The sequence below is a fragment of the Iocasia fonsfrigidae genome (assembly GCF_017751145.1).
GTDB lineage: Bacteria > Bacillota > Halanaerobiia > Halanaerobiales > DTU029 > Iocasia > Iocasia fonsfrigidae.
The window spans coordinates 3102677-3127376 of record NZ_CP046640.1 but is presented as its reverse complement, the minus strand read 5'-3'; the positions used below and the strand labels follow the sequence as shown (position 1 = coordinate 3127376).

The window sequence follows — 24700 nt, the reverse complement described above, 5'->3', positions numbered from 1 at the left end:
GTATATGTTTGGGCAGATACAGGATTATCAAAAGAAAAAAAATAAAGTTATCATTAATTATGAACAACATTCAGGAGAAGTAGAATTTATCTCTCCATCGATAGTAAACTTCTTTGCTCCCATAAGTAATCAGCGGCGGTTTTCCCGGGCTGTTGAAGAGATAAAAGGAGATAATAATATATCTTTTGAAGTAACTGAAGATGTGGGAATTATTCTTAAAACAGAGCAGCTGAAAGTAGTCATACATGATCAGTTCAAAGTAGATATCTATGATAAAGATGATGAAATTATTTCTAAGGATTATCGGGGAGAACGGAAGCCTTTTATCCGGCGTGGTAAAGGGGATATCATAGCAGAAGAAGGTCATCAGATTATCAAGGGAAATATAAAAAACAGAATAGAGGTCCTAAAAGAAATGACAGGTGAAGAGTATTTCTACGGTCTGGGTGAACAGACAGGTCCTTTAAATAAAAAGGGTTATCGCTATCAAATGTGGAATACTGATGACCCCAGCCCTCATGTAGAAAGTTTTGAAAGCCTTTATAAATCAATACCCTTTGTCATTATCCTTAAAGATGGTCTGGCCTATGGTTTGTTTTTTGATAATACTTATAGGTCGTATTTCGATCTGGGTAAAGAGAGTAGTCAATACCTTTACTATGGTGTTGATAATGGAAACCTGAATTATTATTTTATATATGGACCATCTATTAAAGAAGTTGTAGAGAAATATACATATTTAACCGGGAGGACACCACTGCCTCAGTTATGGACACTTGGTTATCATCAGTCTCGTTATAGTTATGATTCTGAGAACAGGGTCAGGGAAGTTGCTGATAAGTTAAGGGAAAAAGACATTCCCTGTGATGCAATTTATCTAGATATAGATTATATGGATGGCTACCGTGTTTTTACCTGGGATCAGGAAAAATTCCCAAACTTTGAAAAGCTGATCAGTGATTTAAAAAAACAGGGTTTTAAAGTAGTAACTATTGTCGACCCTGGAATAAAAAAAGATAATGGTTATTTAGTTTATGATGAAGGTCTATCTAACGGCTATTTTGCACGGGATAAAGATGGCATTCCCTATGTGAATAGGGTGTGGCCTGGGGAGAGCCTTTATCCGGATTTTTCCAGTGAAGAGGTAAGAAAGTGGTGGGCCGATAAGCAAAATACTCTGCTTGAAACCGGGGTAGCAGGTATCTGGAATGATATGAATGAACCCGCCAGTTTTGACGGCCCTCTACCTGTTGACCTTCAGTTTGAAAATGAGGGACATCAGACAGATCATCAGGAGATCCATAATGTATATGGTCATTTAATGGCCAGGGCTTCAGCTGAAGGGATTAAGAAGTATAGCGGTAAAAGGCCGTTTGTCATTACCCGGGCAGCTTATGCTGGCACACAGAAGTACTCTACTGTCTGGACCGGTGATAATCAGAGTTTCTGGGAACACCTGCGCATGTCACTGTCTATGTTGATGAATCTAGGTTTAAGTGGTATGGCTTTCTGTGGTGTAGATCTTGGTGGATTTAGTTTTGACTGTTCAGGAGAACTATTAGCACGCTGGGTACAGGCAGGGGCCTTCACACCACTCTTCAGAAATCACTCTGCTGCTTACACCAGAGACCAGGAGCCCTGGTGTTTTGACTTAGAAACAGAAAGAATATACAGGAATTATGTAAAATTAAGGTATAGACTGATCCCATATTTATATGATTTATTCTGGCAGGAGCAAAAAACAGGTTTACCTATTATTAGACCACTGGTTTTACACTATCAGGATGATGAAAATACTTATGAATTAAATGATCAATTCCTTGTTGGTGAAAATATTTTAGTAGCCCCTATAGTCCAGCAGGGTCAACTGGCCAGGGCTGTTTATTTACCTTCTGGCAGATGGGTTGATTACTGGACAAAAGAGATTATTGAAGGGGGGAGATATATCCTGAGAAAAACCCCTCTTGATACCTGCCCCATCTTTATTAAAGAAGGTAGTTTGATACCTAATTATAAGGTAGAGGATGACCTTGATAGTGAAAAGCAGGAGTTAATTCTGGACCTCTACCCTGGTGATTTAAATTATGTTCATTATCAGGATGATGGAGAAAGCTTTAATTATCAAAAAGGAGAGTATAATTTATATCAATTTGAAGTAACTTGTAGTCAGGGATTAACTATTAGCATCAATAAGATACATCAGAAATATAAAAGTTATAAGAAATTTACTTTTATGATCAATAATTACCAGGCAGAAGAGGTGCTTGTTGATGGACAGCCCCATTTTTTTCAGAATGATGGGAATAGGGTTTTACTGGTAGTTGCTTCTGATGTGAAAGAGATAAAAATTGAACAATAAATTAAAATTAATCGCACAAAATTATTAAATTAATCGCACAAAATATTTGAAATAAACAAGCTGTAGTGATATAATATTCCTGGAGGTGGTTGGATGAAATCATCAAATTATCAAGAAGGTGTTGTGATTACTGCCACTGAATTCAAACAGAGCCTGGGGAAATACTTAGATTATATTGAGGGGCAAAATGATGTAGTTATAACGAAAAATGGTACTAAGGTTGCCAGATTAACCCCTTATGTAACAGATATTGAACAGTATTTTACAGTGAGGGAAAAGGCCTTTGATTACCAATATGGTGGGAAAAAAGTTTCTTACGAGGAGTTTATGGAGATCAGTGAAAAGAGTACTTTGAGAATGGAATTTATCAATGGGGAAATATATCTGTTGGCCTCACCAAATATTAATCATCAAGAGATATTGGGAAGGCTGTATCTTATCTTTAATGAATATTTTAAAGCTGAGAAATGTAGAGTATTTTTAGCGCCATTTGATGTGCATTTTAATAAAAAGGATCTTAAAGAACCAGATGTTATGCAGCCGGATTTATTAGTAGCCTGTGACCTGGCAGATAATATTACAGATAAAGGACGCTATATGGGTACCCCGACCCTGGTTATTGAGATTTTAGCAGATAGTACAAGAAATAAGGACCTGGTAGATAAATTGAATACCTATAGACTATCTGGAGTAGAGGAATACTGGATTATTGATCAAAAACAGGAAAATATTTTATTATATAGTTTTAATGAATATGAGATAGATAGGTATAATGTCTATGGAAGGGGAGAAACAGCTGAGTCAATAGCCTTTAAAGGTCTATCAGCTGATATTAATCATTTGTTTGATGAATTGCTGTGACTGGAAGTTTATAGTTAATAAATAATAATCCCTCCATTACTGGTTAATGTTAAACAAAGCAGTAATGGAGGGGTTTTTATAGCAGGATTTTTGCTGGTGAATGTAGAATAGAAAAACAAGGAAAAAACATATATAATATAAGTGTGTGTTCGAAAAGATATAAATAGGGGATTATATATCCCTGAACGAAGTTAAGGTGCTACCGTTGAGTGAAGGGATATATAATCCCAGGTGGTATATATTGATACTTTTCGAACAGACTCTATAAATGAAAGGGGGATAAAATACTATGAGTACACTATTATTTTTGGCTGAGGGATTTGAAGAGATAGAGGCCTTAGCTACAGTAGATATTTTACGTAGGGCAGATATTTCAGTTTCTACTGTTTCTATTACAGAGAAAAAGAAGGTTATGGGGAAAAATGGAGTAGCTGTTATAGCTGATAAGATTTTTGAAGAAATTGAAGATAGCAAGGCTGATATGTTGATACTTCCTGGGGGTCCTGGGGTAGGTATTCTTGATGAACATCAAGGCTTAAAAAAAATGATAAAAAAATACAATGATCAGGGCAAATGGATTGCAGCCATTTGTGCTGCACCTACTATTTTAGGTAAACTTGGACTTCTGGAAGAAAGAAAAGCAGTCTGTTATCCAGGGTTAGAAAAGGACCTAAAGGGTGCTATTATACCGGAAGATGAGGTGCTTAGTTTAGATGCTAAGATCATTACCTCAAAAGGACCGGGTACAACTTTTGTTTTTGCCTTAAAGATTGTGGAAGTATTAAAAGGAGCAGAAGTTGCTAGAGAAGTAGGCAGTGGAATGCTATATAAAATTTAATGGAAGTTTTGAAGGGAGAGGGTTTATATTAATATTTTTATTGTTGATGCATTTACCGACCAGCCTTATCGGGGAAATCCAGCTGCCGTTTGCTTTTTAGATTCAGTTAAAAAAGATGATTGGATGCAGGATGTCGCTAAGGAGATGAATTTATCAGAGACTGCTTTTATACTAAAAGAGGATAATGCTTTTTCATTAAGATGGTTTACACCTGAAACTGAGGTTGACCTCTGCGGACACGCTACCTTAGCAAGTGCACATATTCTGTGGGAAAAAGGGTTTGTGAAGGGAAATGAAATAAGGTTCAATACAAAAAGAGGGCTGCTAACAGCAGTCAAAGAGGAAGACTGGATAGAATTAAACTTCCCTCTAGAAATTGAAGAAGAGTGTCTGACTCCAGTTGAATTGAAAAAGGGCTTAGGGGTAGATTTTAAGTATACTGGGAAAAACAGGCTTGATTATATTGTAGAGATTGAGAGTGAAGAAAGCTTAAAGAGGCTACAACCCGATTTTAATATCTTAAAGAAGATTAAATCCAGGGGTATTATTGTAACCAGTCAAACAAAAAAAACAGGAATTGATTTTGTCTCCAGGTGTTTCTATCCCGTTTTGGGTATCAATGAAGACCCGGTAACTGGTTCTGCCCACTGCTGTTTAGGCCCCTTCTGGCAGCAGAAACTCAAAAAAAATAAGTTGACTGCCCGGCAGCTATCCAGCAGGGGTGGTCTGCTCAAATTAACTGTTTTAAAAGAGCGTATTTTAATAGCTGGTCAGGCAGTAACAACTTTACAGGGGCAATTGTGTGGAAAATAGATAAATGTGGTATATAGAGGAGGATAGGTTGAATGATAGAATCAAGGTGTGGTATTTTATGTATTGAATAATATATCTCCAGGATACCCCTCCTATTTAATATAGCTTATTATACTTTGATATCAATCATATGATTCTCGAGTAAAGATTTATCACACACTAGTGTCTCTGTAAGATGATGCCACTCAGGTTCCCTTGCGTTTGCTTCAACACTTTTAAGCGTTTTTCTTAAGTCTTCCATAAGTTCACTCTGTGATTTATTAGAGTATCTTACTCCATACGGACCTGAAGAGACATAAACATTTTTTTTGCGTGGTTTAGGTGTATCCTTTTCTTCTACTTCAACATTCTTAATATTTTCTAAATCCAGTTTAACACCTTTTAAATCCGGGAAAATATTATAGAAATCAGTTATTCCGGCAGTTTTCATACAAAACCTCCTTTCTTTATTTCGTATTGTTTAAGATATTAACCCTGCATCTATAATATCGTAATTTTTTCCTAAAAATTAAGCTATATTTTCAAATTTATACTAATTCTTAAAATTGTGCTGGTGGCACTGGAAGGACTAGAATAATAAAATAAAAAGAAGGTGTTTTTGTTATGAACAAAGAAATAGATAAATATGTTAAAAATGATAGATTTGCTGAATATACAGGCATAAAGCTCATTAAAGTTGATAAAGGATATGCTTTAGCCAGGTTGGAAATTACAGATAAACACTTAAATGGTGTAAATATAGTTCAGGGTGGTGCAATATTTACCCTGGCAGACTATGCCTTTGCTGCGGCTTCAAATTCTAAGGGAGCTGTTACTTTAGGAATAAACGCTAATATATCGTATTTCAAACCAGCACAGGGCAAATTACTTATTGCTGAAGCCAGAGAAATATCATCAAGCAGAAAACTCTGTAATTATAAAGTAGACATTTATGATGAAAGCAATGATTTGATTGCCGGGTTTAATGCTACTGGTTATATAAAAGGCTAACTGAATTTGCTAAACCAGGTAAAAAAATATATAATAATAGAAAAGCAGAATTTATGATTATAATGTTTACTATGAATTAAGGAGGGCGTTGGAGTGTGGAGTGGGAAGAATTAGAACAGGCCTGTCAGGCATGTCAGCGCTGTTCATTATATAAAACAAGGAATAAACTTGTTTTTGGTGGTGGTAATAGAGATGCCTCACTGATGTTTATTGGTGAAGGGCCTGGCCGTCAGGAGGATGCTACAGGTATACCCTTTGTTGGAAAGTCAGGACAGCTGCTGGATAAAATTCTGGCAGCTATTGATGTCAAAAGGGAGGATGTCTATATTGGCAATATTGTCAAATGTCGGCCGCCTAATAACCGTGACCCCAGAGAAGATGAGAAAAAAGCCTGTTTACCTTATCTCCGCAATCAGGTTCACCTTATTAGACCAAGAATTATAGTATGTTTAGGCCGGGTTGCTGCCCAGTCGATTATTAGCCCTGATTTTAAGATTACCAGACAGCATGGTAGCTGGACAGAACGCAAGGGTTATTACCTAACTGCTACCTATCACCCTTCTGCACTTTTGAGGGTTCCATCAAGAAAAAAAGAGGCCTGGGAGGATTTTAAAAAAATAAAAGAAAAATTAGCCAGTGTGCAAAAAGAACCTTGACATAATCATTTTTATCTGGTAATATGTATATCAATAACATTGAAAAAGGCTATGAGTGGGAATAGTAGGAGACCTAAATAATATTTAGAGAGCCGGTGTTTGGTGAAAACCGGATATTATTTACCTCTGAACTCGTCCAGGAGCTGCTGCCTGAACCTTTAGGGTAAGACGTTTCCCTACGTTATAAGGGTAGATGGTTATGATGCCATTGAATTGAGTGGTTCTTATAGACCTTTTTATAGTATGAGTATTCATTCCTAGGTATCTCATTAGTTATAAAGGGAATATAAGACAAATAGAGTGGTACCGCGAGTAGATAATATCCTCGTCTCTTTAAGAGATGGGGATTTTTTGCATTTTATAGGTACCTTACTGGTAAGTCATCAAGTCTCCAGGATCAGGCTGTTATTTATAAAGGGTGTTTCAAAATTTAAAGAGGGAGTGAGTATAATGAGAAAGATCCATGTGTTAGATACAACATTAAGGGATGGCGAACAGGTACCAGGAGCAAAGTTGAATCTGGAAGAAAAATTAGAAATAGCCAGGCAGTTAAAGAAATTAAGGGTTGATACGATTGAAGCTGGTTTTTCCGCCTCATCACCAGGTGATTTTGAGGCAGTTACCAGGATTGCTAAGACTGTAGGTAATGATGGTGGACCAGTAATAACCGCTCTGGCCAGGGCAGTTAAGTCTGATATAGATGCTGTTTATGAAAGTGTAAAGTTTGCTGAAAGGCCGTTAATTCATATTGTGTTAGGAACTTCTTCACAACATCTTGATAAGAAATTTAAAAAGAGCAAAGAAGAGATTTTAAGCAAAGGGGTAGAAGCGGTAAAATATGCTAAAAAGCTGCTCCATGAGGTCCAGTATTCTACAGAAGATGCCTCAAGGTCAGATTTTGAATACCTCTGGAAGACTATTGAGGCTGTAGTTAAAGCAGGGGCTACGGTTATCAATGTCCCTGATACAGTTGGTTATGCAGTCCCCGAGGAGTTTGGGGAATTGATCAATAAACTTAACTACCGTCTAAAAAACCTGAATGATAAGGTGCTCCTTAGTGTACACTGTCATAATGATACTGGTCTGGCAACAGCTAATACCTTAATGGCTGTAAAAAACGGGGCAGATAGGGTAGAGTGTACTATCAATGGACTCGGTGAAAGAGCAGGTAATGCTGCACTGGAAGAGGTGGTTATGGGGCTTAAGACCAGAGTTGATTATTATGGTGCCTATACAGATATTGTAAGCAAAGAGATTATGAATACCTCCCGTCTTGTCTCTAATCTGATGGGGCTGGATGTTCAGGTTAATAAGGCTATTACTGGTGAAAATGCCTTTGCCCATTCATCAGGAATTCATCAGGATGGTCTCTTAAAATCTCGTGATGTGTACGAGATAATAAATCCGGCAGATGTTGGTTGTGAAGAGATGGAGATGGTTCTTACAGCCAGATCAGGGAAACATGCCTTCCGTAATGCCCTGGAGAAAATAGGTTTCCAGCTTGATAATGAAGATGAATTTGCTGAGTTATTTGATAAATACCTTGAACTAGCTGATAAAAAGAAAGAGGTATATTATCATGATCTCTTCTACCTTGCTAATATTTTTATGATTGAGAAACACGGTAAATCTACCAGTATCAGGTTATATGAACTGGAAAATCTGCAGGTAATAAGTAATGATCTTTTCCCGACAGCTACGGTTAAACTAAAAAGAGGCAATGAAACATATCAGGGGAGTGCTGCAGGTGATGGCCCAATAGATGCCCTGTATTCTGCCATAAAATCAATGATCAATATTGAATTAGAATTAAAAGAGTATAAGATAAGTAGTATTTCACGGGGTAAAGAGGCCCTGGGTAAGGTTGCCCTCAAACTCTCTTATCAAGATAAAATATATTCATCACGGGCCATAGATACTGATATTATCAAAGCCAGTGCCCTGGCCTTCCTAAATGGTATAAATCGTATTATTATGGAGCAGACAAAGGAAAAGGCCAAAGATGAGCACTCAGCTTAATATTTAGCCAACAAATTAATTATTTATTTTTTAACCCCATTATTAGTTTCTGCTGATAATGGGATTTTTTAAGTTGCAGGAGATATTTACTACTTGTTGAATAATATCTATAGTTATTTTTTGAATGAAAAATGGGGTGTAAATAATGAACTATGATAATATCATTAAGGAAAGGGTACATCAGTATTATTGGGAGGAAGATTTAAATTGTGCTACTGCGATGTTAAAAATACTGGCTGAGATATTTGAAGTCAAATTAAATTTACAGGTGATAGACTCAGCTATAGGTATGCATGGTGCAGGGTCATTTGGAGCACAATGTGGCTTAGTTGAGGGTTCATTAATGTTTTTGGGTATATTCGGCAAGAAACAGCTGATTTCCCATGGTGAAATTATTGAAAAGTGTTATAATTTTGCTGATAAGTTTCAGAAAGAATTCGGTAGTTTGCTTTGTAGTGAACTGCGTCCAGAGGGGTTTAAAAAAGATAATCCCCCACATTTATGTGAAGATATGACCAGGAAGGCAGTAGATTTTACTGTTAACTATATAATGAATAATAATAGTTTGTCTAGAGATTGTGGATAATTTTGAAGAGCGATAAATATATTTATCTGGATTATAATATTATATTTAACTATGTATATCAAGCATTTTAAAAATATAAATAAAGGGTGGTAAATATGGAGATAAATATATTGCAATTAATTGAGGGAGCAAAAAAGGCAAGGGGGTTAACTGTAATAATTGATGTTTTCCGAGCCTTTTCCACTGCCTGTTATGCTTTTAGTAGAGGGGTTAATAGGATTATCCCGGTTGGTGATTTAGAGCTGGCTTACAGCTTAAAGGAAGAAAATATGGACTATATCCTGATGGGCGAAAGACAGGGTAAAATACTACCTGGCTTTGATTTTGGTAATTCACCGACTCATATCTTGGAGGCAGATTTGACTGCTAAAACAGTGGTACACACAACAAGCGCGGGAACTCAGGGTATTGTTAATGCTACCCAGGCAGATGAAATTATTACTGCCAGTTTTGTTAATGCGGCTGCAGTAAGTGAGTATATTAAGGTAAAAAATCCAGCAGTAGTATCTTTAGTCTGTATGGGCAATGCCTGTGAATATGAGGCTGAGGAAGACACCCTCTGTGCCCAATACCTTAAAAATGCCTTAGAGGGAAAACCATGTTTAAAAAAGGGTGAAATCAAAGAAATATTGCAGAAGAATGCTGGTCAGAGATTCTTTGATCCAGCCAGTCAAGCCTGGGCACCGAAAACAGATTTTCAGCTGTGTACAGACCTGGATAGATTCAACTTTGTTTTAAAGGCTATAAAAAATAAAGAGGGATATTACCAACTACAAAGAGTATGACAGGGGGACGGTTTCTACTGTCATGTTTTGCTTCAGTATTTTTTAACAACAAATGTAAATGTAAGCAGGAATTATTAATAATATAGAGAAATATAACATTATGTGAGAGAATTGTGGGAAATAATGAAAATAATTAAGCTCCTACACAAGGGAATAAGTTATAGGCAGGGTCAAATATAAGGGGGTGTTGAGATGAGTCTATTAACTACAGGTGTGGTACAGGGTTTGACTGAAGCGAATTTACATATGAAGTCTGCAGGTGTAGCCATGAAGGTATATAAGTGGGCAGAACGTGAAGGTGATAAAGGGGTTATGGAACGTGCTCAAGGATATGCTACAGATTCTATGAAAAGTGCTGGAGAATCTAGTAAAAAAGCACAGGAAGCCCTGCTAGAAGCACAGCGAGAAGCCAGAAAAAAGGCCAGGGCTGAACAGGAGGCTGCCCTGGAAGAACGCCGTCAGGAAGCAGCCCAGGCGAAAAAAGAGAAAGAGAAAAAAGCTAGAAAATCGAAAGAAGATGTGGTTGACATCAGCAAAGAAGGGCAGGATAGTGTAAAAGCAGATAACAGTGAAGATATTGAAATTCACCAGGAGAGTACGGTAGTTGAAAATCTTGGGATTTCGACTGAGTCTGTTAACAATGAATCTGACCAGAAAATATATACAGCACAAGGTGAAATAAAATCTGCTTCTGTTGACCCTCAATTACTGGCAACAGTCTAATTGTATGTTTATTATAGTATAGTTTTGAGGTATTAATGTAAATGTAAAATAAATTTAAACAAAGGGCTTTAGTAGTTTGCTTACTACCTTTAGGTAATTTAATTTACCTGTAAAAATACCCTGCCCTATTCTACCCTTTAAGGATTTAACAAGGGTATCAAAATTATCATTGCTCATCTTTTCCATAGTTTTTCTAAGGGTCAGTGAGTTATTAAAACTTTTTCGCAGGCGTTTGGTTAAATCCTGATAATCTCCCTGGCCAGAGATATCAAGGGCAGCATAAATACCAGTTAGTATTGCTGCCACCTGCCCGAACCCTAAAAAAGGCATGATAGAACCAAAATTATTACCTACCAGGAATGTATTCCCTATCCTGGGGTATTGGCATATTCCAACCATATATTCTGTTATTTCAAATTGCTCATATATTTCAAGGGATTGATTTAGGGTATTTGCTACTCCCTTTTTAAATTTCTCCCATAGTAAATTAGAGTCAATTTTTTTATTCCTGGGGTATTCTGGATAAGCAATAACAATATTAGCTCTATCATGGGAGATTGGTATTAAATAACAATACCCCTGGGGAGCAAAATCATTATTTAGCCAGGCATGTACTGAGCTAATAGCAAAATCACCTTTAATATTAGCTCCCTTCAATTTGACTGTAAAGGCAGTGTCATAACTGCTTATTTTCTGGGCATAGGCAGCATCACCTGTTGCCAGAATAACATGACTGTATTCGTGTAATAGTTTTTCATATGATTTGCTGGATTTAAACCTGACTTTACTTTTTACCTGTTGTCCCAGTTGTTTTTCAAAGGAATTATCTATTCTTCCTCGCAAATTGGTATAACCCAAATTTCCTTTTATAACAGCAGTTTGATGGGGTGAATGAATAATAAGTTCTTTGATATTACTGGCTGGATTAAGATATATCTTATGTTTCTCTGAAAAATATTTAATGGCATCATTAATTGGTTTTGATAAAGCAGATAATAGAATTTCACAGTTAACAAACCTATCACCAAATTCTCTCCTTTTCTCAAAAATAACCGGGGTAATTCCCTTTTGTTCTAAAGTAAGGGCACAGGCTAAGCCTGATAAGCCCGCCCCCATGATTGCTATCTTAATTTTTATCACCACCAGGGTATATTATTTTACAAGTAATCATTTATATAATGTGTAATTTTTCAAGATACTATTTATCCCACATGTGGGATTTTTTAATATCTAGCTTAGGTTCTTATTGATTAGTATTGTATTTCACTGGAATAATTATTTTTGGCTTTTGATAGTAACTAACACAGCAGATGTGAGAACACTGGCTATTGGTCTGGGGATGTTTGTGCAACAGGAGAGTGGGGCTGATTGGCCTCTGCTTATGGCTGGTACTATGTTTATTGTTCTACCAGTTTTACTTTTCTTTTTATGTACCCAGAATGTTTTATCAATAATCTAATAAAATCTGGATTAAAGGAATAGTCTTCTATTAGTATATATTAACTAAATTTAGGCCTAATAAATAGAAAATTTTATCTTAAACTCCTGTATAACTAAATATCTTAAAAAACTACTTTTTTGACATATGCCTAAAATGGTAGTAAAATCGTAATAAATAATAAAATAATTCTATAAGGGGAGGGAATAGATAAAATTATATGCGTCTTAATCCAAAATTAGCTAAAAAAATTGTCAATAAAACAATGAATGTTTTAGGAAAGAATATTAATATTATGGACTATAATGGAGTCATTATTGCAAGTGGGGAGCATAAACGTGTTGATTCTTTTCATGAAATATCAGTTCAAGTTATTAAAAAAGAAAAAATAATTATTATTGGAGAAAATGAAGCTGAGAAATATAAAGGGGTTAAGCCTGGAATTAATTTACCGATTAAATTTAATAGTAAAATTATAGGTGTAGTTGGTATTACCGGTAAAATAGAAGAAGTGGAGGGTTATGGTAGAATAGTAAAAGATTTGGTAGAGTTGATGTTGCAGCAAGAATTATTTTATAGTGAATTAGATAGAAAAAATAAAGTTAGTGAAAATTTTTACCAGCAGCTATTAAGTAATAAGATTTCAGATATAGATTTATTGAAAGATAGAGCAAATTTATTAAAAATAAAATATCATTTACTAAGAGTTATTTTAGTCTTAAAGTTAGAACCCTTTAATGCTGAGATGGTAACTAAAAAAATGCAAAATATTTGTGATAAAGGTAATTTCTATAATAATAGGAATAAAGATGTTTTTTTAATTAGAGGAGAAAATTTAATATTAATCAAGTCTTTTTCTAATATTAAAGAAAAACGGGATATTGAAATAAACATACAAAAATATATTAGTGAGATAAAAAAAAATTATTTTAAGGAGACATATCAGTTTATTGTTGGGGTTGGATCAATATGTGAAAAGCTAGATGAATTATATTTATCCTACCAAGGGGCCAAACATGCTTTAGAAGTAGGAGAAAAGATACATAAAATGAAAGACAATGAATATATTTTTTTTCTTAATAAATTAGGTTATGATTATTTTCTTCCTTTTATTCCAGATAATTATGCAAACTATTATTTACATAATTTATTCAATCATGATATTGCACAAGTTTTTTCAAAAAATGATATTGGACATATATTAGAAGCCTTGTATAATAATAATTTGAATTTGACTAAAAGTGCTGATGAATTAATGATGCATCGTAACACATTATTATATAAACTAAAAAACATTAAAAGTTATACTGGTATAAATCCTAAAGAAGCAAAGGGTTTATTTGTTTTATTAATTGCCTACCATTTATATTTGTATGAAAAGTAAATAACAAATTGTGCATTTTGCAATATATAAATGCAAAAAAACCAAATTTATTACATGATTTGTACATTGTATTTATTTGCCTTTTTCAATAAAATAAATAGTATGATTTGTTTAAAATTGCTATTAATTATACAAATGTTAATATAAATACTTTGGTTAATTTCACTATTATTTTAAAAGATAACACAATATAAAAGATAATATGGTTGGTGATAATTTATGGAATGGGATTATAGAGTAAGCAAAGAACATGCAGAGAAGATTGTTGATATTTTACATAGAGTAACAGGTAATAATGTTAATTTTATGGATAGTAATGGTGAAATTATTGCTACTAAACAACCAGAGAGATTAGGTACTATTCATAAAGCGGCCAAACGAATAATGGAAGGAAAAGTAGATTGTGTAAGTATCACAGCTCAAGAGGCGAAAGATATAGAAGGAGCCTTACCTGGTTATAATGGCGCTATTGAACTTAATGGGAAAAGGATAGGTTGTATTGGTATTACAGGGGATCCAACTACAGTAGAACCATTACAAAAATTAGCAGCCATGATTGTTGTAGAAGAAATAAAGAAGGATTTTGCTAATAAAAAGAAAGAGGAATTAAATAAAATAATAGCTGTGCAAATTAAAGAAGTTTCTTTGTCTATTCAGGAAATTACTGAGGGAGCAGAAGAAATTGCTATAAGTAGTAGTCAAATGGAAGAAATGGCAGATAAAATAGAAACTCAGATTGAAGAGATTAATAATATATTACAATTAGTTACTAATATTGCAAAAAGAACAAAATTATTAGGATTAAATGCTTCAATTGAGGCTGCTAGAGCAGGAAATGAGGGTCGTGGTTTTGGTATAGTAGCTCAGGAGGTACGTAATCTTTCTTCTGATTCATCAAATTCAATAAAAAAAATAGAAGATCAATTGTTTGAGATAAAAGATTTAATAAGCAATATTACTGAAAGTATTTATAAAAATTCTACTACTACTAAAAAAGAGGCTAAAACATTGAAATATATAAAAAATAATGTAATAAGTATTGAAAATAACATTGAAAAATTAACTAAATAATTATATGAAATTATTATATTATTTTGAGGGGGTAAACTAATGGGTTTAAAGATAACCACTTTAGTAGAAAATAGCTTAGGAGAAAACTTGGCTTTACTGGCAGCACATGGATTGTCCTTTTTGATTGAAGAAGATGACAAATCATTTTTATTTGATCTTGGACAACATGATTTAGTTGTTAAGAATGCTGCAGAGCTGGGATTTGACCTTTCTCTGATAAGCAAGGTAATAATCAGTCATAATCATTATGATCATGGTGGTGGTTTGAAAGATTTAATAAATAATTTTGGCCCACAAGAAATAATTGTCCATAAAGATTTTTTCGAAGAAAAATATGGAATTGGTAAAATAAAAATGGAGTATTTGGGAATTAATTATACCTTAAAGTCTTTGTTGAAAACAGGCTCAAAAATCCAAGAGATTTCAGATAATATAACCTATATAAGTGATAATATATTTATTGCTGCTAATTTTAAAAGAAAAAGTAGTTTTGAAAAAGTTAATAAACGTTTTTATATTAAAAGAGATAATGAATTAGTTTTAGATGAATTTAATGATGAAATTGCAGTAGGAATAAAGTCTCCAAAAGGATTAATAATTTTACTTGGGTGTTCTCATCCTGGCGTGGTAAATATGCTTAATTCGATTATTGAGAGGACAGGAATAGATGATATCTATTGTATTTTGGGAGGGACACATTTAGTAGAGGGAGAAACAGAACGAATAAGTAAAACGATACAATATATCAAGGATTTAGATGTTGATTATATAGGAATCTCACATTGTACAGGGAAAAAAGCAGAGAAGGCATTTAAACAAGAACTGCCTAACAAGTTCTTCCATAATAGTACAGGGACTACAATAGAAATTATGTAATTGTAATAAATCATTCATTTTTATATCCAATAAGACAATAATTTTATAAGAATGTTTATAAAGTGTAATGATTTTAAATAAAAATAAATCAAGCAGGAGGCAATTAGTATGAGTGGTTTACCTTTGATTTTAATTGTTTTATTAGGATTAGTATTAATGGTTTTAGGAATTACAAAGTTAAAAATGCATCCCTTTATTGTATTATTATTAACAGCATATTTCATTGGAATACTAACATTTATGCCAGTATCAGAAATAGTTGGAACAATGACTGAAGGTTTTGGCGGTATTATGGCCAATATTGGTATAGTCATTATAGCAGGAACGATTATAGGTACTATTCTTGAAAAGACTGGTGCTGCATTAACTATGGCTAATACTATTTTGGGAATATTCGGTAAAGACCGTTCGGTTTTAACTATGAGTATAACAGGTTATGTTGTATCAATTCCTGTATTTTGTGATTCGGGTTTTGTAATACTTTCTCCACTTAGCCGGGCAATTGCTGAAAAATCCAAGGTCTCTTTAGCAGTAACTGCTACAGCTTTAAGTTCAGGTTTATATGCGACCCATTGTTTGGTACCACCTACACCAGGGCCGATTTATATGGCAGCTGCACTCAAAGCTAATCTAGGAATGGTTATTATCTTTGGTCTTATTGTTTCAATTCCAGCCTTAATTTCAGGGTGGATATATGCTAAAAAAGTTGCTTCAAAATATGATATTGCTCCTAATCCAGAAGAAACTATGGACTCTTTATTGGAAAAATACGGTAGCTTACCAAAACCGCTGGAGTCCTTTGCTCCAATATTGTTACCTATAATTTTGATTGCTTTTAAATCAATAGCTGATTTTCCCAGTGCACCTTTAGGTGAGGGGGCTTTAAGGTCTTTTCTAAATTTTATAGGGGATCCAGTAACTGCATTGATTATAGGTGTTTTCTTGGCTATAAGATTAATTAATTCAAACTATAAAGACAAGACATTTGATTGGGTTCAAGATGGTATTATTAATGCTGGAATGATCTTAGCTATTACAGGTGCTGGTGGGGCTTTAGGCGCCATATTAAGGAGTTTACCATTAGCAGATGCTGTAAGTGGTTTTTTATTGGAGTACCATGTAGGTTTATTATTACCCTTTATCTTGGCGGCCTTACTTAAAACAGCCATGGGTGCTTCAACAGTAGCTATGGTTACAGTGGCAGCAATGATAGCACCATTAATGGGTGATTTGGGTTTAACAAGCGAAGTTGCTAAGGTTCTTACTGTTCTGGCTATGGGGGCAGGTTCTATGACTGTTTCTCATGCAAATGATAGTTATTTCTGGGTAGTGGCTAAGTTTTCAGATATGGACACATCAACAGCATATAAAACCCAGACAGGGGTAACGCTAGTAGAAGGTATAGTCAGTATAGTTACTATTTATATTTTGGCAGCTATATTTATTTAATTACCTATAAAGCTAAGGTGATATAATGTTAAAGTATTTCAAAAAATTTATTGACAGGTTTAAAGAAAAAAGTAATTTTAACAAGGCATTAAAATATTTAAACACAGGAGAGTATGGACAAGCTGAAAATATATTAGTAGCTCTAGTTGATTCTAATAATTTAGATTTAAAAATGGTCTATTTTAATCTTGCTGCCGTTTTAATAGGAAATGAAAAATTTGAAGAAGCAGAATTCTATTTAAAAAAGGCAATTAAAGTCAAAAATAATATAGATTTTTTCTGGGGTACACTGGGAGAAGTATATATTTTACAGGAAAAATGGCTAATGGCAGAAGACAGTCTTCAAGAAGCAATCAAATTAAATAAGAGTAAAAAGTTATATAGAGATAAGTTAAGTATTGTAAAAGGGAACCAAAAAATCAAGGATAATTATTTAAAATATTATTATTTAGTTAAGAAGGCCCTCAAATTACAGAAAGAAGAAAAATGGGAAAAGAGTATTGATATGTTTAAAAAAGCATTAGAATATAATAATATAATGGGCTATGCCTATAATCAAATAGGGGCTATTTACAATAATAAGCTGGATAATGCTAAAGAAGCTATAAAGTATTTTAAATTGGCCTTGGAAAAAGAACCTGGAAATACAATGTTCAAGATGAATTATAACCGCGTAAAATAATTTAGAAAGTTTAACTTATAAGGCTGTATTAATTAAAAATCTATCATAGGATTTAAATCCTATGATAGATTTTTCTATTTAATCATATTTAAGCTCCATACCTACCCCAACCTCCTGCAATTTGCTCACCCTGGAAAGGGCTATCTTTGATTGTAGGTCTGTGCAGTGACAGGCATGGACTACTTCAGGTTTTAACTCTTTTACCCCCTAGTCCTTTTAGAAAGGAAATAGGGGGATTATTTTTATATGGATACATAATAAAAGGAGTATCTGAGAAAGATATAAATGGAATAATTGATAAAAAACAAAGTAGATTGGGGATGAAAATGAAGAGAAAGATTATCCTGGCAGGAATACTTGTAATGCTGGTTGTACTTTCAACTTTTGTATATTATAGGAGCGGTCTTTCTGGTGATGGAGAAAAGAAACAGGCAGAAGAAGATAGGCTGGCTAAAACAGAGCTGGAAAATGTAGAGGAGAATATTAACGGCTATAACCTTGAAGATGACCTGAAGATGACTCTGATGGCTCAAAAGGATAAAGAAAGTGAAATAATGGGTATTAGTCAGGAAGAAAAGAGAAAACTGCTTAAGAATATTAAACCGGCGAGTATGAATGAAGTACTTGAGGAATATAATACCCACCTACCAGAACAAATTAATGATGCACGGCAGTACTTCAAATATAATATTTCCTTTGATTATTTCCTTACCACAGCAGAGGAAGGTGCAGAAATACGTGATAACCCAACCCCGGATAGTACTGTGCTGGGTAAATTAGATAATCTGGATAAGGCCTCTCTGCTTCAGCGGGTAGAAAGTGAGAATAATATATGGTACAGAATAATATTCTCTGATGGTGAACAGGTACAAGAAGGATATATCCCTTCTACAACAGGAACCCCCAGGGTCTTTCGATTTAAGAAAATGCAGGAGTCAGTTAGTAATTTAAAACAGCTGCTGGCCCAGGGAGAACTGCATTTTATTAATAATTATAAAAATAGAAATGGGGCACCACCACAGGAAGGTGATATAGCTGTAGATGAATATGGTTACAGGGTATATCATAGTGCACCTGCTTACCAACAGGCAGATACAGGGAGCAATTACCGCTATATACCTGATGGAATGTTAGTACGAATGCTGGGTGAGAGTGGTGATTTCTATCATGTAAATGTCCCGACCTTTGGCGGCAATTATTATATACCCAAGAAATATATTGACCCGAATGTAACCTTGAGTCAGTTAAAACACGTAATTGTGGTAGACAGGGACCAGCAGAATCAGGCTGCCTTTGAAGTGGTAGATGATGCCCTTAACCTTGTATCATACACCCTGTCTACTACCGGTATCTCCGGGGATTTTTCTTTTGAGACCAGTCTTGGTATCTATAAGGCTATTGAAAAAAAAGAACGTTTTGAGTATCTAAAAAGCGGTCAGCAGGATGTTGCAGGTTATGCCCCTTATGCTACACGGTTTTCAGGTGGGGCTTATGTTCATGGTGTTCCAGTAAAATATAAAGAAGAGGGTGGTAAAAAACTGGACCCCGGTACAATAGAATATCTCCATACTATCGGTACTTTCCCCCGTTCCAGTATGTGTGTCCGCAATTTTACCAGTCATGCCCAATTTCTTTATAATTGGATGAATACTCAAAATGGTGCTGTGATTGTAATGGAGTAAAGTTGGTGAAATTAATAAAATGACGAAAAAACCTTAGCGTTTTATGCTAGGGTTTTTTGTATTAATTTAACATTAAATGCAAATGAGGGCAGGAAATATTGATATTTTAGAGAAGTATAATATTATATGGGAAATAATGAAAATAAATTAGGTGGTTTTTATGTCGAAAAAAAATAAGCTCTATAGAATTCTAAAAATCATTAGTTTGTTGAGTAACAGACATAAGAAATGGAAGGTTAGAGAACTGGCCGGGCTTTTTGGGGTAAGTCCCAGGACTATTTATCGGGATTTTGAGTTAATGGAAGAAATGAGAATACCAATTTATAATGACCCTGACAGTAATACATATGCAATAATGGAAGATTTCTATTTTAAACCCCCTAAGATTAATAAAGAAGAGGCTATGGCTCTATTACTGGTTGGACAGGTCTTTCAGGAAGAGATTTTTCCCTACAGGGAAGAGTTAAATACAGCAGTTGCTAAGATAATTAATTCTCTGTCTCCTTCTATTAAAAAGGTTATTGATGATATTAGTTCACAGATTATTTACCAAAATGGGGCTTTTGTCAATCTATCTCCTTTTAAAGATATAATAGAGATGATTGAAAAGGCGATGAAAAAGAGTATTACTATAGAATTAGATTATTATTCATTAAGTAGTGATCAGCTTAATTCTAGACAAATAGACCCCTATAATATTGCTTATAAAAATGGAGCCGGTTACTTAATTGGTTACTGTCATCTAAGGTCGGCAGTACGCATGTTTAGGGTTGATAGGATAAGAGGAATTAAACTTACGGATCTGTCTTTTGAAATATTAAGTGACTTTACTATTGATAAATACCTAGAAAATACCTGGGGAGTAGAACGGGGTGATAATGAAGAAAGAATAATATTAATCTTTAAAGGAAAGGCTGCTAGATTGGTAAAAGAAATGGAATGGCACCCTTCGCAGCATATTATAGATTTACCAGGTAATAGAATAAAATTTGAAGTGATAACTGGAAGTAGGAAAGAAATTAAAAACTGGATACTTAGTTATGGTTCAAGTGTGGAAGTGATTAGACCTGCAGACTTAAAAGAGGAAATAGCAGATGAAATTGAAAAAATGCAGAAAATATATAAATAAACTAGTGTTTGTGACAAAACGTAGTCAAAGGGGTGTGGTATGATTTATATAATGGATAAATAATTATTAGTTCTAGATATTTAAGGAGGAGGTAAATTTATTGAGATTAAGCTGTGAGTATAATGCTGAAAAAATTCCTATTTGTAATAGTATATTGTTTGTTAGTTTAATTAAAGAAGCATTAAAAAAGTCGGATATAGAATATTTTAAAAAGATATATGTATATGATGGTGATAAATCAAATAAAAGAAGTAAGAATTATTGTAGTGCATTATTTTTAAAAGATTTTGAGAGAAAGAAAGATGTTATTAAAATCAATGACAGGGTTATTTTTAATTTTTCTACTCCTGATTATGAGTTTGGAGTGAACTTATATAATGGTTTACTGATGATAGACGAATTATTCCAATATAAAGATTATATATTCAATAAAATCAGGATTAATCTGCTCAAAGAGAAGGAAGTGAAAAATAACAGGGTAAGATTCAAGACTCTATCGCCAATCTGTATTAAGGATAGAAATAATAGATTTCTGGATTTAGATAATAAAAATTATGATAGGGAATTAAATTACATTGTAAACGAGGTTTTGAAGAATTATCGTGGGACAGGCTTACAGAAGGAATTAAAGTTTACTCCTGTTAATATGCAAAAAGTTGTAGTTAAGCAGAAGATTGAAAAGTTTACTAAAAATACCGGACGCCCCTATTACTATGTAAATAGTTTTAAAGGTAGTTTTGAACTTGAAGGAGCAGTAGAGGACTTGAAAGATATTTATCAGTTAGGAATTGGGTTTAACCGCAGCCAGGGATTCGGGATGTTGGAGGTGATTTAAACTGAAGTTAAAGTTATACAGGAATGACTGGTTTGTTAATATGGGTATAGTCGGTTTTATGAGAATATTAAAGAAAGCTGAAAAGAGCTATATAGAAGAAGATAGTTATAAACTCTGTGCTAATTATTTAGAAGTTGATAGTAGTTTGCTGGAAAACTTTTCTCAATATTACTTCGAATACTTTCTGGAAGAATACAACATCCATTCTAGAGAAAGTGAAAAAGTTGAAAGATATTTAAATATAGCTAGAAATAAAAATAAATTTAAGGATGCAGCAGGATGGATTAAAGATGCTGTGCGGTATAATCGTGATAAAGTAAAGAGAGCAAAATTTGAAAATGAATATTATGAAAAAGAATTAGATAAAGTGTTCAAAAGATTGAGTGAAATGAAGAAAGTAGAACAAATTGGAGAACTTGAGAGATTAGTTGATATTTTTAAAAAAGTAATGAAAGAAGAGGAAGTGAATCAAAAGTTATCTTTGAATGCTTTTAAGAATGGTTTATCTTCTAACTACTTTGGACAACCCAGTTTTTTAAATGTTTATTATGCACGTAATTCAATTAAAGAACAGCAGGAAAAAATGAAGGATGATTATATTAAGCCTGTTTTAGAAGATGTAAGGTTAGATGTTGCTTTAAAAAATGTTACAGGGATTCAGGATTTTAGTGATTTTGTAGAAAGTGAGTTAGATAGAGATAGTATATCCAAGGAGTATAATAAATTATTACAGACAATAAATAAGAAATTTATTAAGAGGAATAAGAGTTTAGATGATATAAGAGAGTTTTTAGATAATAAGGTTTTACATTGCTCTATTTGGAATCAGTATCTAAGTAATTCGCAATTTACTAATAAGAGTAATATGGGGTGTGAATTTACTGAGAGTGTTTTTATTCCTTTAGCTGTAAGCCTTAAGAAATCCAAGAATTTCATGTGGAATGGAAATATAAGTTTACCTATATGTAATTTACTAAAATTAGTATTATTAGCGGCTCCGGCTGGTGCCACAGAGATGAATAGTGGGAATGCGGGATTTGTTAATCTTGATACCAGTATTGAGGAATTATATAAGCAGAATCAAAATTTAAAGAATCATATAAAAAATGGTAAAAATCCCTTTGAAGAAGTTATCTATGATATAGTTAGCGAAAGTAGTCAAAAGAGTAAATGGATGTTGAGTAATATTTTATTTGTAGAGTTTAATGCTGAATATGATTCTAAAAGTTCTAAGCTTAGTTATTTTAATATTCCACAGGTCGTTGCCAAATATTTCAAAAAATATGGCAGGGAAGAATTAAGTAAAATTTGGGATGAAAAGTTTAAAGAGAGTTTAGTTAATTTGATTTTATATAGTAAGGCAACTAAAACTGAGGTATATAATTTTAAAAAAGGTAAGAAAGATACTGTTGTTGTTAACAATATTAACTCCCTGATTAATGCCAAATTGAGAGATGTGATAAGTAGCGGTGTCGGTGTTCCTTATGATGCTATGAGGGCAACAGTGGCTAAGTATAAAATAGAACAAATTAAAAAGGGGTGTGAAAAAGTGGATGACAAGAATATAAATTGGGCATATAACGAAGGGAAAAGGTTAAAGTACTATTTTGAGGGTAAAAATTCTAAAGGTGAAAAAATACAAGGTAGGGAGTCCAGAGCAAATAAGATTCCAGGTTTAGCTTATAGATTATTGAATGCTGTTAATGCTGGTAATAAAAAACAATTTATGGATTCACTTTTAAGAATTTATATGGGTGCTGGAAAAGAAGTACCATATATATTGTTGAATGTTATACACGAAGAAGAGATGGAATTTGAAACTGTGGCTCATGCTTTTCTGAGTGGATTTATACCCAAAAAAGAGGAAAATCAGGGAGAAGAGGTAGATAGTAAATTAGTGGAGGAGGTAAAGTAAGATGGGTAAAGGATTGACAATTACAGTGGTTTTTGAAGCGGGTTCATTAAATTATGGTGAAGGTGTCGGAAATATTTCAGAGTTAAAGAAAGTTAATCGGGGTAATGGACAGACCTATACTTTTGCTTCCAGACAGTGTCTGGGATTTGATATTAGAAGACTTGGGGCAGAGTTATTTGACTGGAAGATGGATACTGTAACTAAAAATGGAACTATTCAGTATAAGAAGGATATAACAATTGAAGATTCTGAAGAAATGGACTTATTTGGTTATATGAAGACTGCCAGTAGATCAAATGCAACAACAAGATCGGCGGCGGTAAGGTTGAGTCCTGCTTTTTCAATGGAGCCTTATAAAAGTGATATGGACTTTCTAAATAATAAAGGTCTGGCTGACAGGATTGATGAGAACCCAAATCTGGCTAATATTGAACAGCACCAAAGTTTTTATACTTATACAATGACTGTAGATTTAAATAGAGTAGGTAAAGATGCTGATATAGAGTTAGATAATACTGAAAAAGCAAAAAGGCTCAGGGAGCTATTAACTATTGTTAAATTATTAAATCGGAATATTAGGGGAAGGCAGGAAACTTTATCACCAGTATTTGTTGTTGGTGGCGTTTATGATTTAGCAAACCCGTTTTTTCAGGGGAGGATAAAATTAGGTATTAGAAAAAATAATTATGTCATTAATGTTGAACCTTTGAACGATGCTTTAGAGATTGGTATTTTAGATAATCATGTAAAAGATAATACACTAATTGGTATAATAGATGGGATTTTCACTAATAAGGATGAAATAGAAAAGATATTAGGCGATAAAGTTTTATCAGTAGAGAATTTCTTTAAAAAATTAGAATTACAGGTAGCAGAAGTTTATAAGTAGGTGAGAATATGGAAGTGTTAAAGCTTGATCTTTTTCAGGAGAGTGCATGTTATAAAAAACCTTTTGCTTTCAAGGTGGGGGAGACCTACCCTCTTCCTCCCTATTCAACGGTAAAGGGGATGTTACATAAAATATTAAAGGCTAAAGAGTTTATTCCAATGAGTATTTCTATTCAGGGTGACTATGACAGTAAATTTGTTGATTATCAGAGTATGTATTTTTATAAGGATAAAGATATAACTAAAATGCCTTTAGATATGCATCTACTGCATAATGTAAAATTAATTATTCATGTGAAAGCTGAAAGACAGATATTAGATGGGATTGTGGGAGGAATTACCGGGCTTGATGAGTATTTAAGTTTAGGCCGTCGAGAGGATTTAGTTAGGATTAATGAAGTTAAATTTGTAGGATTAAAAAAATATAATCCTTTTGATGAAGGAAAAAATTATTTTATTAAATACCCGATTTATATACCAGTAGATAAAACAGATGAGGAATTAACAGGAATTAATTATCGTTTGAACTGGAAATATAAAATAGTTGAAGGTTTAAGACAATGGGAAAAAATCAATGTAATATATGTAGAAAAGGGGGAAGAATTATCTGATGAATCTGAAATTGTTATAGATGACGATACAAAGGATTTAGTTTGTTTTAATTTATAGAATTGAGTAATAACTTTATTATAATGGCTCCTCTTTTATTTGAAGAGAGGGG

At 33.6% G+C, this 24700-nt stretch carries 24 protein-coding genes and 1 other annotated feature; of the genes, 22 read left to right on the top strand and 2 right to left on the bottom strand.

The genetic code is table 11. The features are described from left to right. Nucleotides 1-4: 4 nt before the first annotated feature. From GM661_RS14975 to GM661_RS14960, 4 genes are all read left to right on the top strand, one after another. The gene (locus GM661_RS14975; protein ID WP_230867565.1) at nucleotides 5-2359 is read left to right on the top strand and encodes a glycoside hydrolase family 31 protein; all 2355 of its coding nucleotides are present in this window, start codon (nucleotides 5-7) and stop codon (nucleotides 2357-2359) included. Between the two features lie 93 nt (nucleotides 2360-2452). Further along, nucleotides 2453-3220, top strand: a complete 768-nt coding sequence (locus tag GM661_RS14970; protein ID WP_230867564.1) for a type II toxin-antitoxin system Phd/YefM family antitoxin — start codon at nucleotides 2453-2455, stop codon at nucleotides 3218-3220. A 289-nt stretch (nucleotides 3221-3509) separates the two neighbouring features. Continuing rightward, on the top strand, nucleotides 3510-4058 hold the full coding sequence (locus tag GM661_RS14965; protein ID WP_230867563.1) for a DJ-1 family glyoxalase III: 549 nt from the start codon (nucleotides 3510-3512) through the stop codon (nucleotides 4056-4058). Between the two features lie 27 nt (nucleotides 4059-4085). Next, on the top strand, nucleotides 4086-4871 hold the full coding sequence (locus GM661_RS14960; RefSeq protein ID WP_230869810.1) for a PhzF family phenazine biosynthesis protein: 786 nt from the start codon (nucleotides 4086-4088) through the stop codon (nucleotides 4869-4871). Nucleotides 4872-4980: 109 nt separating this feature from the next. Here the strand turns inward: GM661_RS14960 and GM661_RS14955 are convergent, their stop codons facing one another. Beyond that, a complete protein-coding gene (locus GM661_RS14955) occupies nucleotides 4981-5301 on the bottom strand; it encodes a hypothetical protein (RefSeq protein WP_230867562.1) in 321 nt (106 codons plus the stop codon). Nucleotides 5302-5474: 173 nt separating this feature from the next. On the opposite strand from GM661_RS14955, the gene GM661_RS14950 reads away from it, so the two are divergent. The 6 genes from GM661_RS14950 to GM661_RS14925 all read left to right on the top strand — a co-directional run bounded on the left by GM661_RS14950 (nucleotide 5475) and on the right by GM661_RS14925 (nucleotide 10630). Further along, complete coding sequence (locus GM661_RS14950) at nucleotides 5475-5861, top strand: PaaI family thioesterase (RefSeq protein ID WP_230867561.1); 387 nt, start codon at nucleotides 5475-5477, stop codon at nucleotides 5859-5861. Between the two features lie 95 nt (nucleotides 5862-5956). Continuing rightward, complete coding sequence (locus GM661_RS14945; protein WP_230867560.1) at nucleotides 5957-6517, top strand: uracil-DNA glycosylase; 561 nt, start codon at nucleotides 5957-5959, stop codon at nucleotides 6515-6517. A 42-nt stretch (nucleotides 6518-6559) separates the two neighbouring features. After that, nucleotides 6560-6853 (top strand) — a binding site (T-box leader). Between the two features lie 111 nt (nucleotides 6854-6964). Then, the gene (locus GM661_RS14940) at nucleotides 6965-8536 is read left to right on the top strand and encodes a 2-isopropylmalate synthase (RefSeq protein WP_407929679.1); all 1572 of its coding nucleotides are present in this window, start codon (nucleotides 6965-6967) and stop codon (nucleotides 8534-8536) included. 145 nt (nucleotides 8537-8681) lie between these two features. Continuing rightward, nucleotides 8682-9122: a C-GCAxxG-C-C family protein gene (locus tag GM661_RS14935; RefSeq protein ID WP_230867558.1), complete on the top strand. Its 441-nt coding sequence runs from the start codon at nucleotides 8682-8684 to the stop codon at nucleotides 9120-9122. A gap of 95 nt (nucleotides 9123-9217) precedes the next feature. Beyond that, entirely contained in the window at nucleotides 9218-9907 is a 690-nt protein-coding gene (locus tag GM661_RS14930; RefSeq protein ID WP_230867557.1) for a 2-phosphosulfolactate phosphatase, read from the top strand. Between the two features lie 192 nt (nucleotides 9908-10099). Continuing rightward, a complete protein-coding gene (locus GM661_RS14925) occupies nucleotides 10100-10630 on the top strand; it encodes a hypothetical protein (protein WP_230867556.1) in 531 nt (176 codons plus the stop codon). Between the two features lie 54 nt (nucleotides 10631-10684). Here GM661_RS14925 and GM661_RS14920 read toward each other — a convergent pair whose 3' ends face one another. Continuing rightward, entirely contained in the window at nucleotides 10685-11773 is a 1089-nt protein-coding gene (locus GM661_RS14920) for an NAD(P)/FAD-dependent oxidoreductase (protein WP_230867555.1), read from the bottom strand. A gap of 145 nt (nucleotides 11774-11918) precedes the next feature. Between GM661_RS14920 and GM661_RS14915 the strand changes: the two genes are divergently transcribed. From GM661_RS14915 to cas5b, 12 genes are all read left to right on the top strand, one after another. Then, entirely contained in the window at nucleotides 11919-12089 is a 171-nt protein-coding gene (locus GM661_RS14915) for a hypothetical protein (RefSeq protein ID WP_230867554.1), read from the top strand. Nucleotides 12090-12288: 199 nt separating this feature from the next. After that, the gene (locus tag GM661_RS14910; RefSeq protein ID WP_230867553.1) at nucleotides 12289-13452 is read left to right on the top strand and encodes a CdaR family transcriptional regulator; all 1164 of its coding nucleotides are present in this window, start codon (nucleotides 12289-12291) and stop codon (nucleotides 13450-13452) included. Nucleotides 13453-13671: 219 nt separating this feature from the next. Beyond that, nucleotides 13672-14523 carry a sugar diacid recognition domain-containing protein gene (locus GM661_RS14905; RefSeq protein ID WP_230867552.1) on the top strand — a complete coding sequence of 284 codons (852 nt, stop codon included), beginning with the start codon at nucleotides 13672-13674 and terminating at the stop codon, nucleotides 14521-14523. A 39-nt stretch (nucleotides 14524-14562) separates the two neighbouring features. Then, nucleotides 14563-15399 (top strand): MBL fold metallo-hydrolase, encoded by an 837-nt coding sequence (locus GM661_RS14900; RefSeq protein WP_230867551.1) that lies wholly within the window; start codon nucleotides 14563-14565, stop codon nucleotides 15397-15399. A 108-nt stretch (nucleotides 15400-15507) separates the two neighbouring features. After that, nucleotides 15508-16848, top strand: coding sequence for a GntP family permease (locus GM661_RS14895; RefSeq protein ID WP_230867550.1), 1341 nt, complete (start codon nucleotides 15508-15510; stop codon nucleotides 16846-16848). Nucleotides 16849-16873: 25 nt separating this feature from the next. Then, on the top strand, nucleotides 16874-17530 hold the full coding sequence (locus GM661_RS14890; protein WP_230867549.1) for a tetratricopeptide repeat protein: 657 nt from the start codon (nucleotides 16874-16876) through the stop codon (nucleotides 17528-17530). A gap of 146 nt (nucleotides 17531-17676) precedes the next feature. After that, on the top strand, nucleotides 17677-19212 hold the full coding sequence (locus GM661_RS14885; protein WP_230867548.1) for a L,D-transpeptidase family protein: 1536 nt from the start codon (nucleotides 17677-17679) through the stop codon (nucleotides 19210-19212). 160 nt (nucleotides 19213-19372) lie between these two features. Continuing rightward, entirely contained in the window at nucleotides 19373-20341 is a 969-nt protein-coding gene (locus GM661_RS14880) for a helix-turn-helix transcriptional regulator (RefSeq protein WP_230867547.1), read from the top strand. Between the two features lie 100 nt (nucleotides 20342-20441). Beyond that, a complete protein-coding gene (cas6, locus tag GM661_RS14875) occupies nucleotides 20442-21176 on the top strand; it encodes a CRISPR-associated endoribonuclease Cas6 (protein WP_230867546.1) in 735 nt (244 codons plus the stop codon). A gap of 58 nt (nucleotides 21177-21234) precedes the next feature. Then, the gene (cas8a1, locus tag GM661_RS14870; protein WP_230867545.1) at nucleotides 21235-23091 is read left to right on the top strand and encodes a type I-B CRISPR-associated protein Cas8b1/Cst1; all 1857 of its coding nucleotides are present in this window, start codon (nucleotides 21235-21237) and stop codon (nucleotides 23089-23091) included. 1 nt (nucleotide 23092) lies between these two features. Beyond that, on the top strand, nucleotides 23093-23980 hold the full coding sequence (cas7i, locus tag GM661_RS14865) for a type I-B CRISPR-associated protein Cas7/Cst2/DevR (RefSeq protein WP_230867544.1): 888 nt from the start codon (nucleotides 23093-23095) through the stop codon (nucleotides 23978-23980). An 8-nt stretch (nucleotides 23981-23988) separates the two neighbouring features. Next, nucleotides 23989-24648: a type I-B CRISPR-associated protein Cas5b gene (gene cas5b, locus GM661_RS14860; RefSeq protein ID WP_230867543.1), complete on the top strand. Its 660-nt coding sequence runs from the start codon at nucleotides 23989-23991 to the stop codon at nucleotides 24646-24648. Nucleotides 24649-24700 lie beyond the last annotated feature (52 nt).

Excerpts from the sequence above, each read along its gene's own strand:
- GM661_RS14975 (WP_230867565.1), top strand. The coding sequence starts at position 5 with ATGTTTGGGCAGATACAGGATTATCAAAAGAAAAAAAATAAAGTTATC.
- GM661_RS14970 (WP_230867564.1), top strand. The coding sequence starts at position 2,453 with ATGAAATCATCAAATTATCAAGAAGGTGTTGTGATTACTGCCACTGAA.
- GM661_RS14965 (WP_230867563.1), top strand. The coding sequence starts at position 3,510 with ATGAGTACACTATTATTTTTGGCTGAGGGATTTGAAGAGATAGAGGCC.
- GM661_RS14955 (WP_230867562.1), bottom strand. The coding sequence starts at position 5,301 with ATGAAAACTGCCGGAATAACTGATTTCTATAATATTTTCCCGGATTTA.
- GM661_RS14950 (WP_230867561.1), top strand. The coding sequence starts at position 5,475 with ATGAACAAAGAAATAGATAAATATGTTAAAAATGATAGATTTGCTGAA.
- GM661_RS14935 (WP_230867558.1), top strand. The coding sequence starts at position 8,682 with ATGAACTATGATAATATCATTAAGGAAAGGGTACATCAGTATTATTGG.
- GM661_RS14930 (WP_230867557.1), top strand. The coding sequence starts at position 9,218 with ATGGAGATAAATATATTGCAATTAATTGAGGGAGCAAAAAAGGCAAGG.
- GM661_RS14925 (WP_230867556.1), top strand. The coding sequence starts at position 10,100 with ATGAGTCTATTAACTACAGGTGTGGTACAGGGTTTGACTGAAGCGAAT.
- GM661_RS14910 (WP_230867553.1), top strand. The coding sequence starts at position 12,289 with ATGCGTCTTAATCCAAAATTAGCTAAAAAAATTGTCAATAAAACAATG.
- GM661_RS14905 (WP_230867552.1), top strand. The coding sequence starts at position 13,672 with ATGGAATGGGATTATAGAGTAAGCAAAGAACATGCAGAGAAGATTGTT.
- GM661_RS14900 (WP_230867551.1), top strand. The coding sequence starts at position 14,563 with ATGGGTTTAAAGATAACCACTTTAGTAGAAAATAGCTTAGGAGAAAAC.
- GM661_RS14895 (WP_230867550.1), top strand. The coding sequence starts at position 15,508 with ATGAGTGGTTTACCTTTGATTTTAATTGTTTTATTAGGATTAGTATTA.
- GM661_RS14890 (WP_230867549.1), top strand. The coding sequence starts at position 16,874 with ATGTTAAAGTATTTCAAAAAATTTATTGACAGGTTTAAAGAAAAAAGT.
- GM661_RS14880 (WP_230867547.1), top strand. The coding sequence starts at position 19,373 with ATGTCGAAAAAAAATAAGCTCTATAGAATTCTAAAAATCATTAGTTTG.
- cas8a1 (WP_230867545.1), top strand. The coding sequence starts at position 21,235 with ATGAGAATATTAAAGAAAGCTGAAAAGAGCTATATAGAAGAAGATAGT.
- cas7i (WP_230867544.1), top strand. The coding sequence starts at position 23,093 with ATGGGTAAAGGATTGACAATTACAGTGGTTTTTGAAGCGGGTTCATTA.
- cas5b (WP_230867543.1), top strand. The coding sequence starts at position 23,989 with ATGGAAGTGTTAAAGCTTGATCTTTTTCAGGAGAGTGCATGTTATAAA.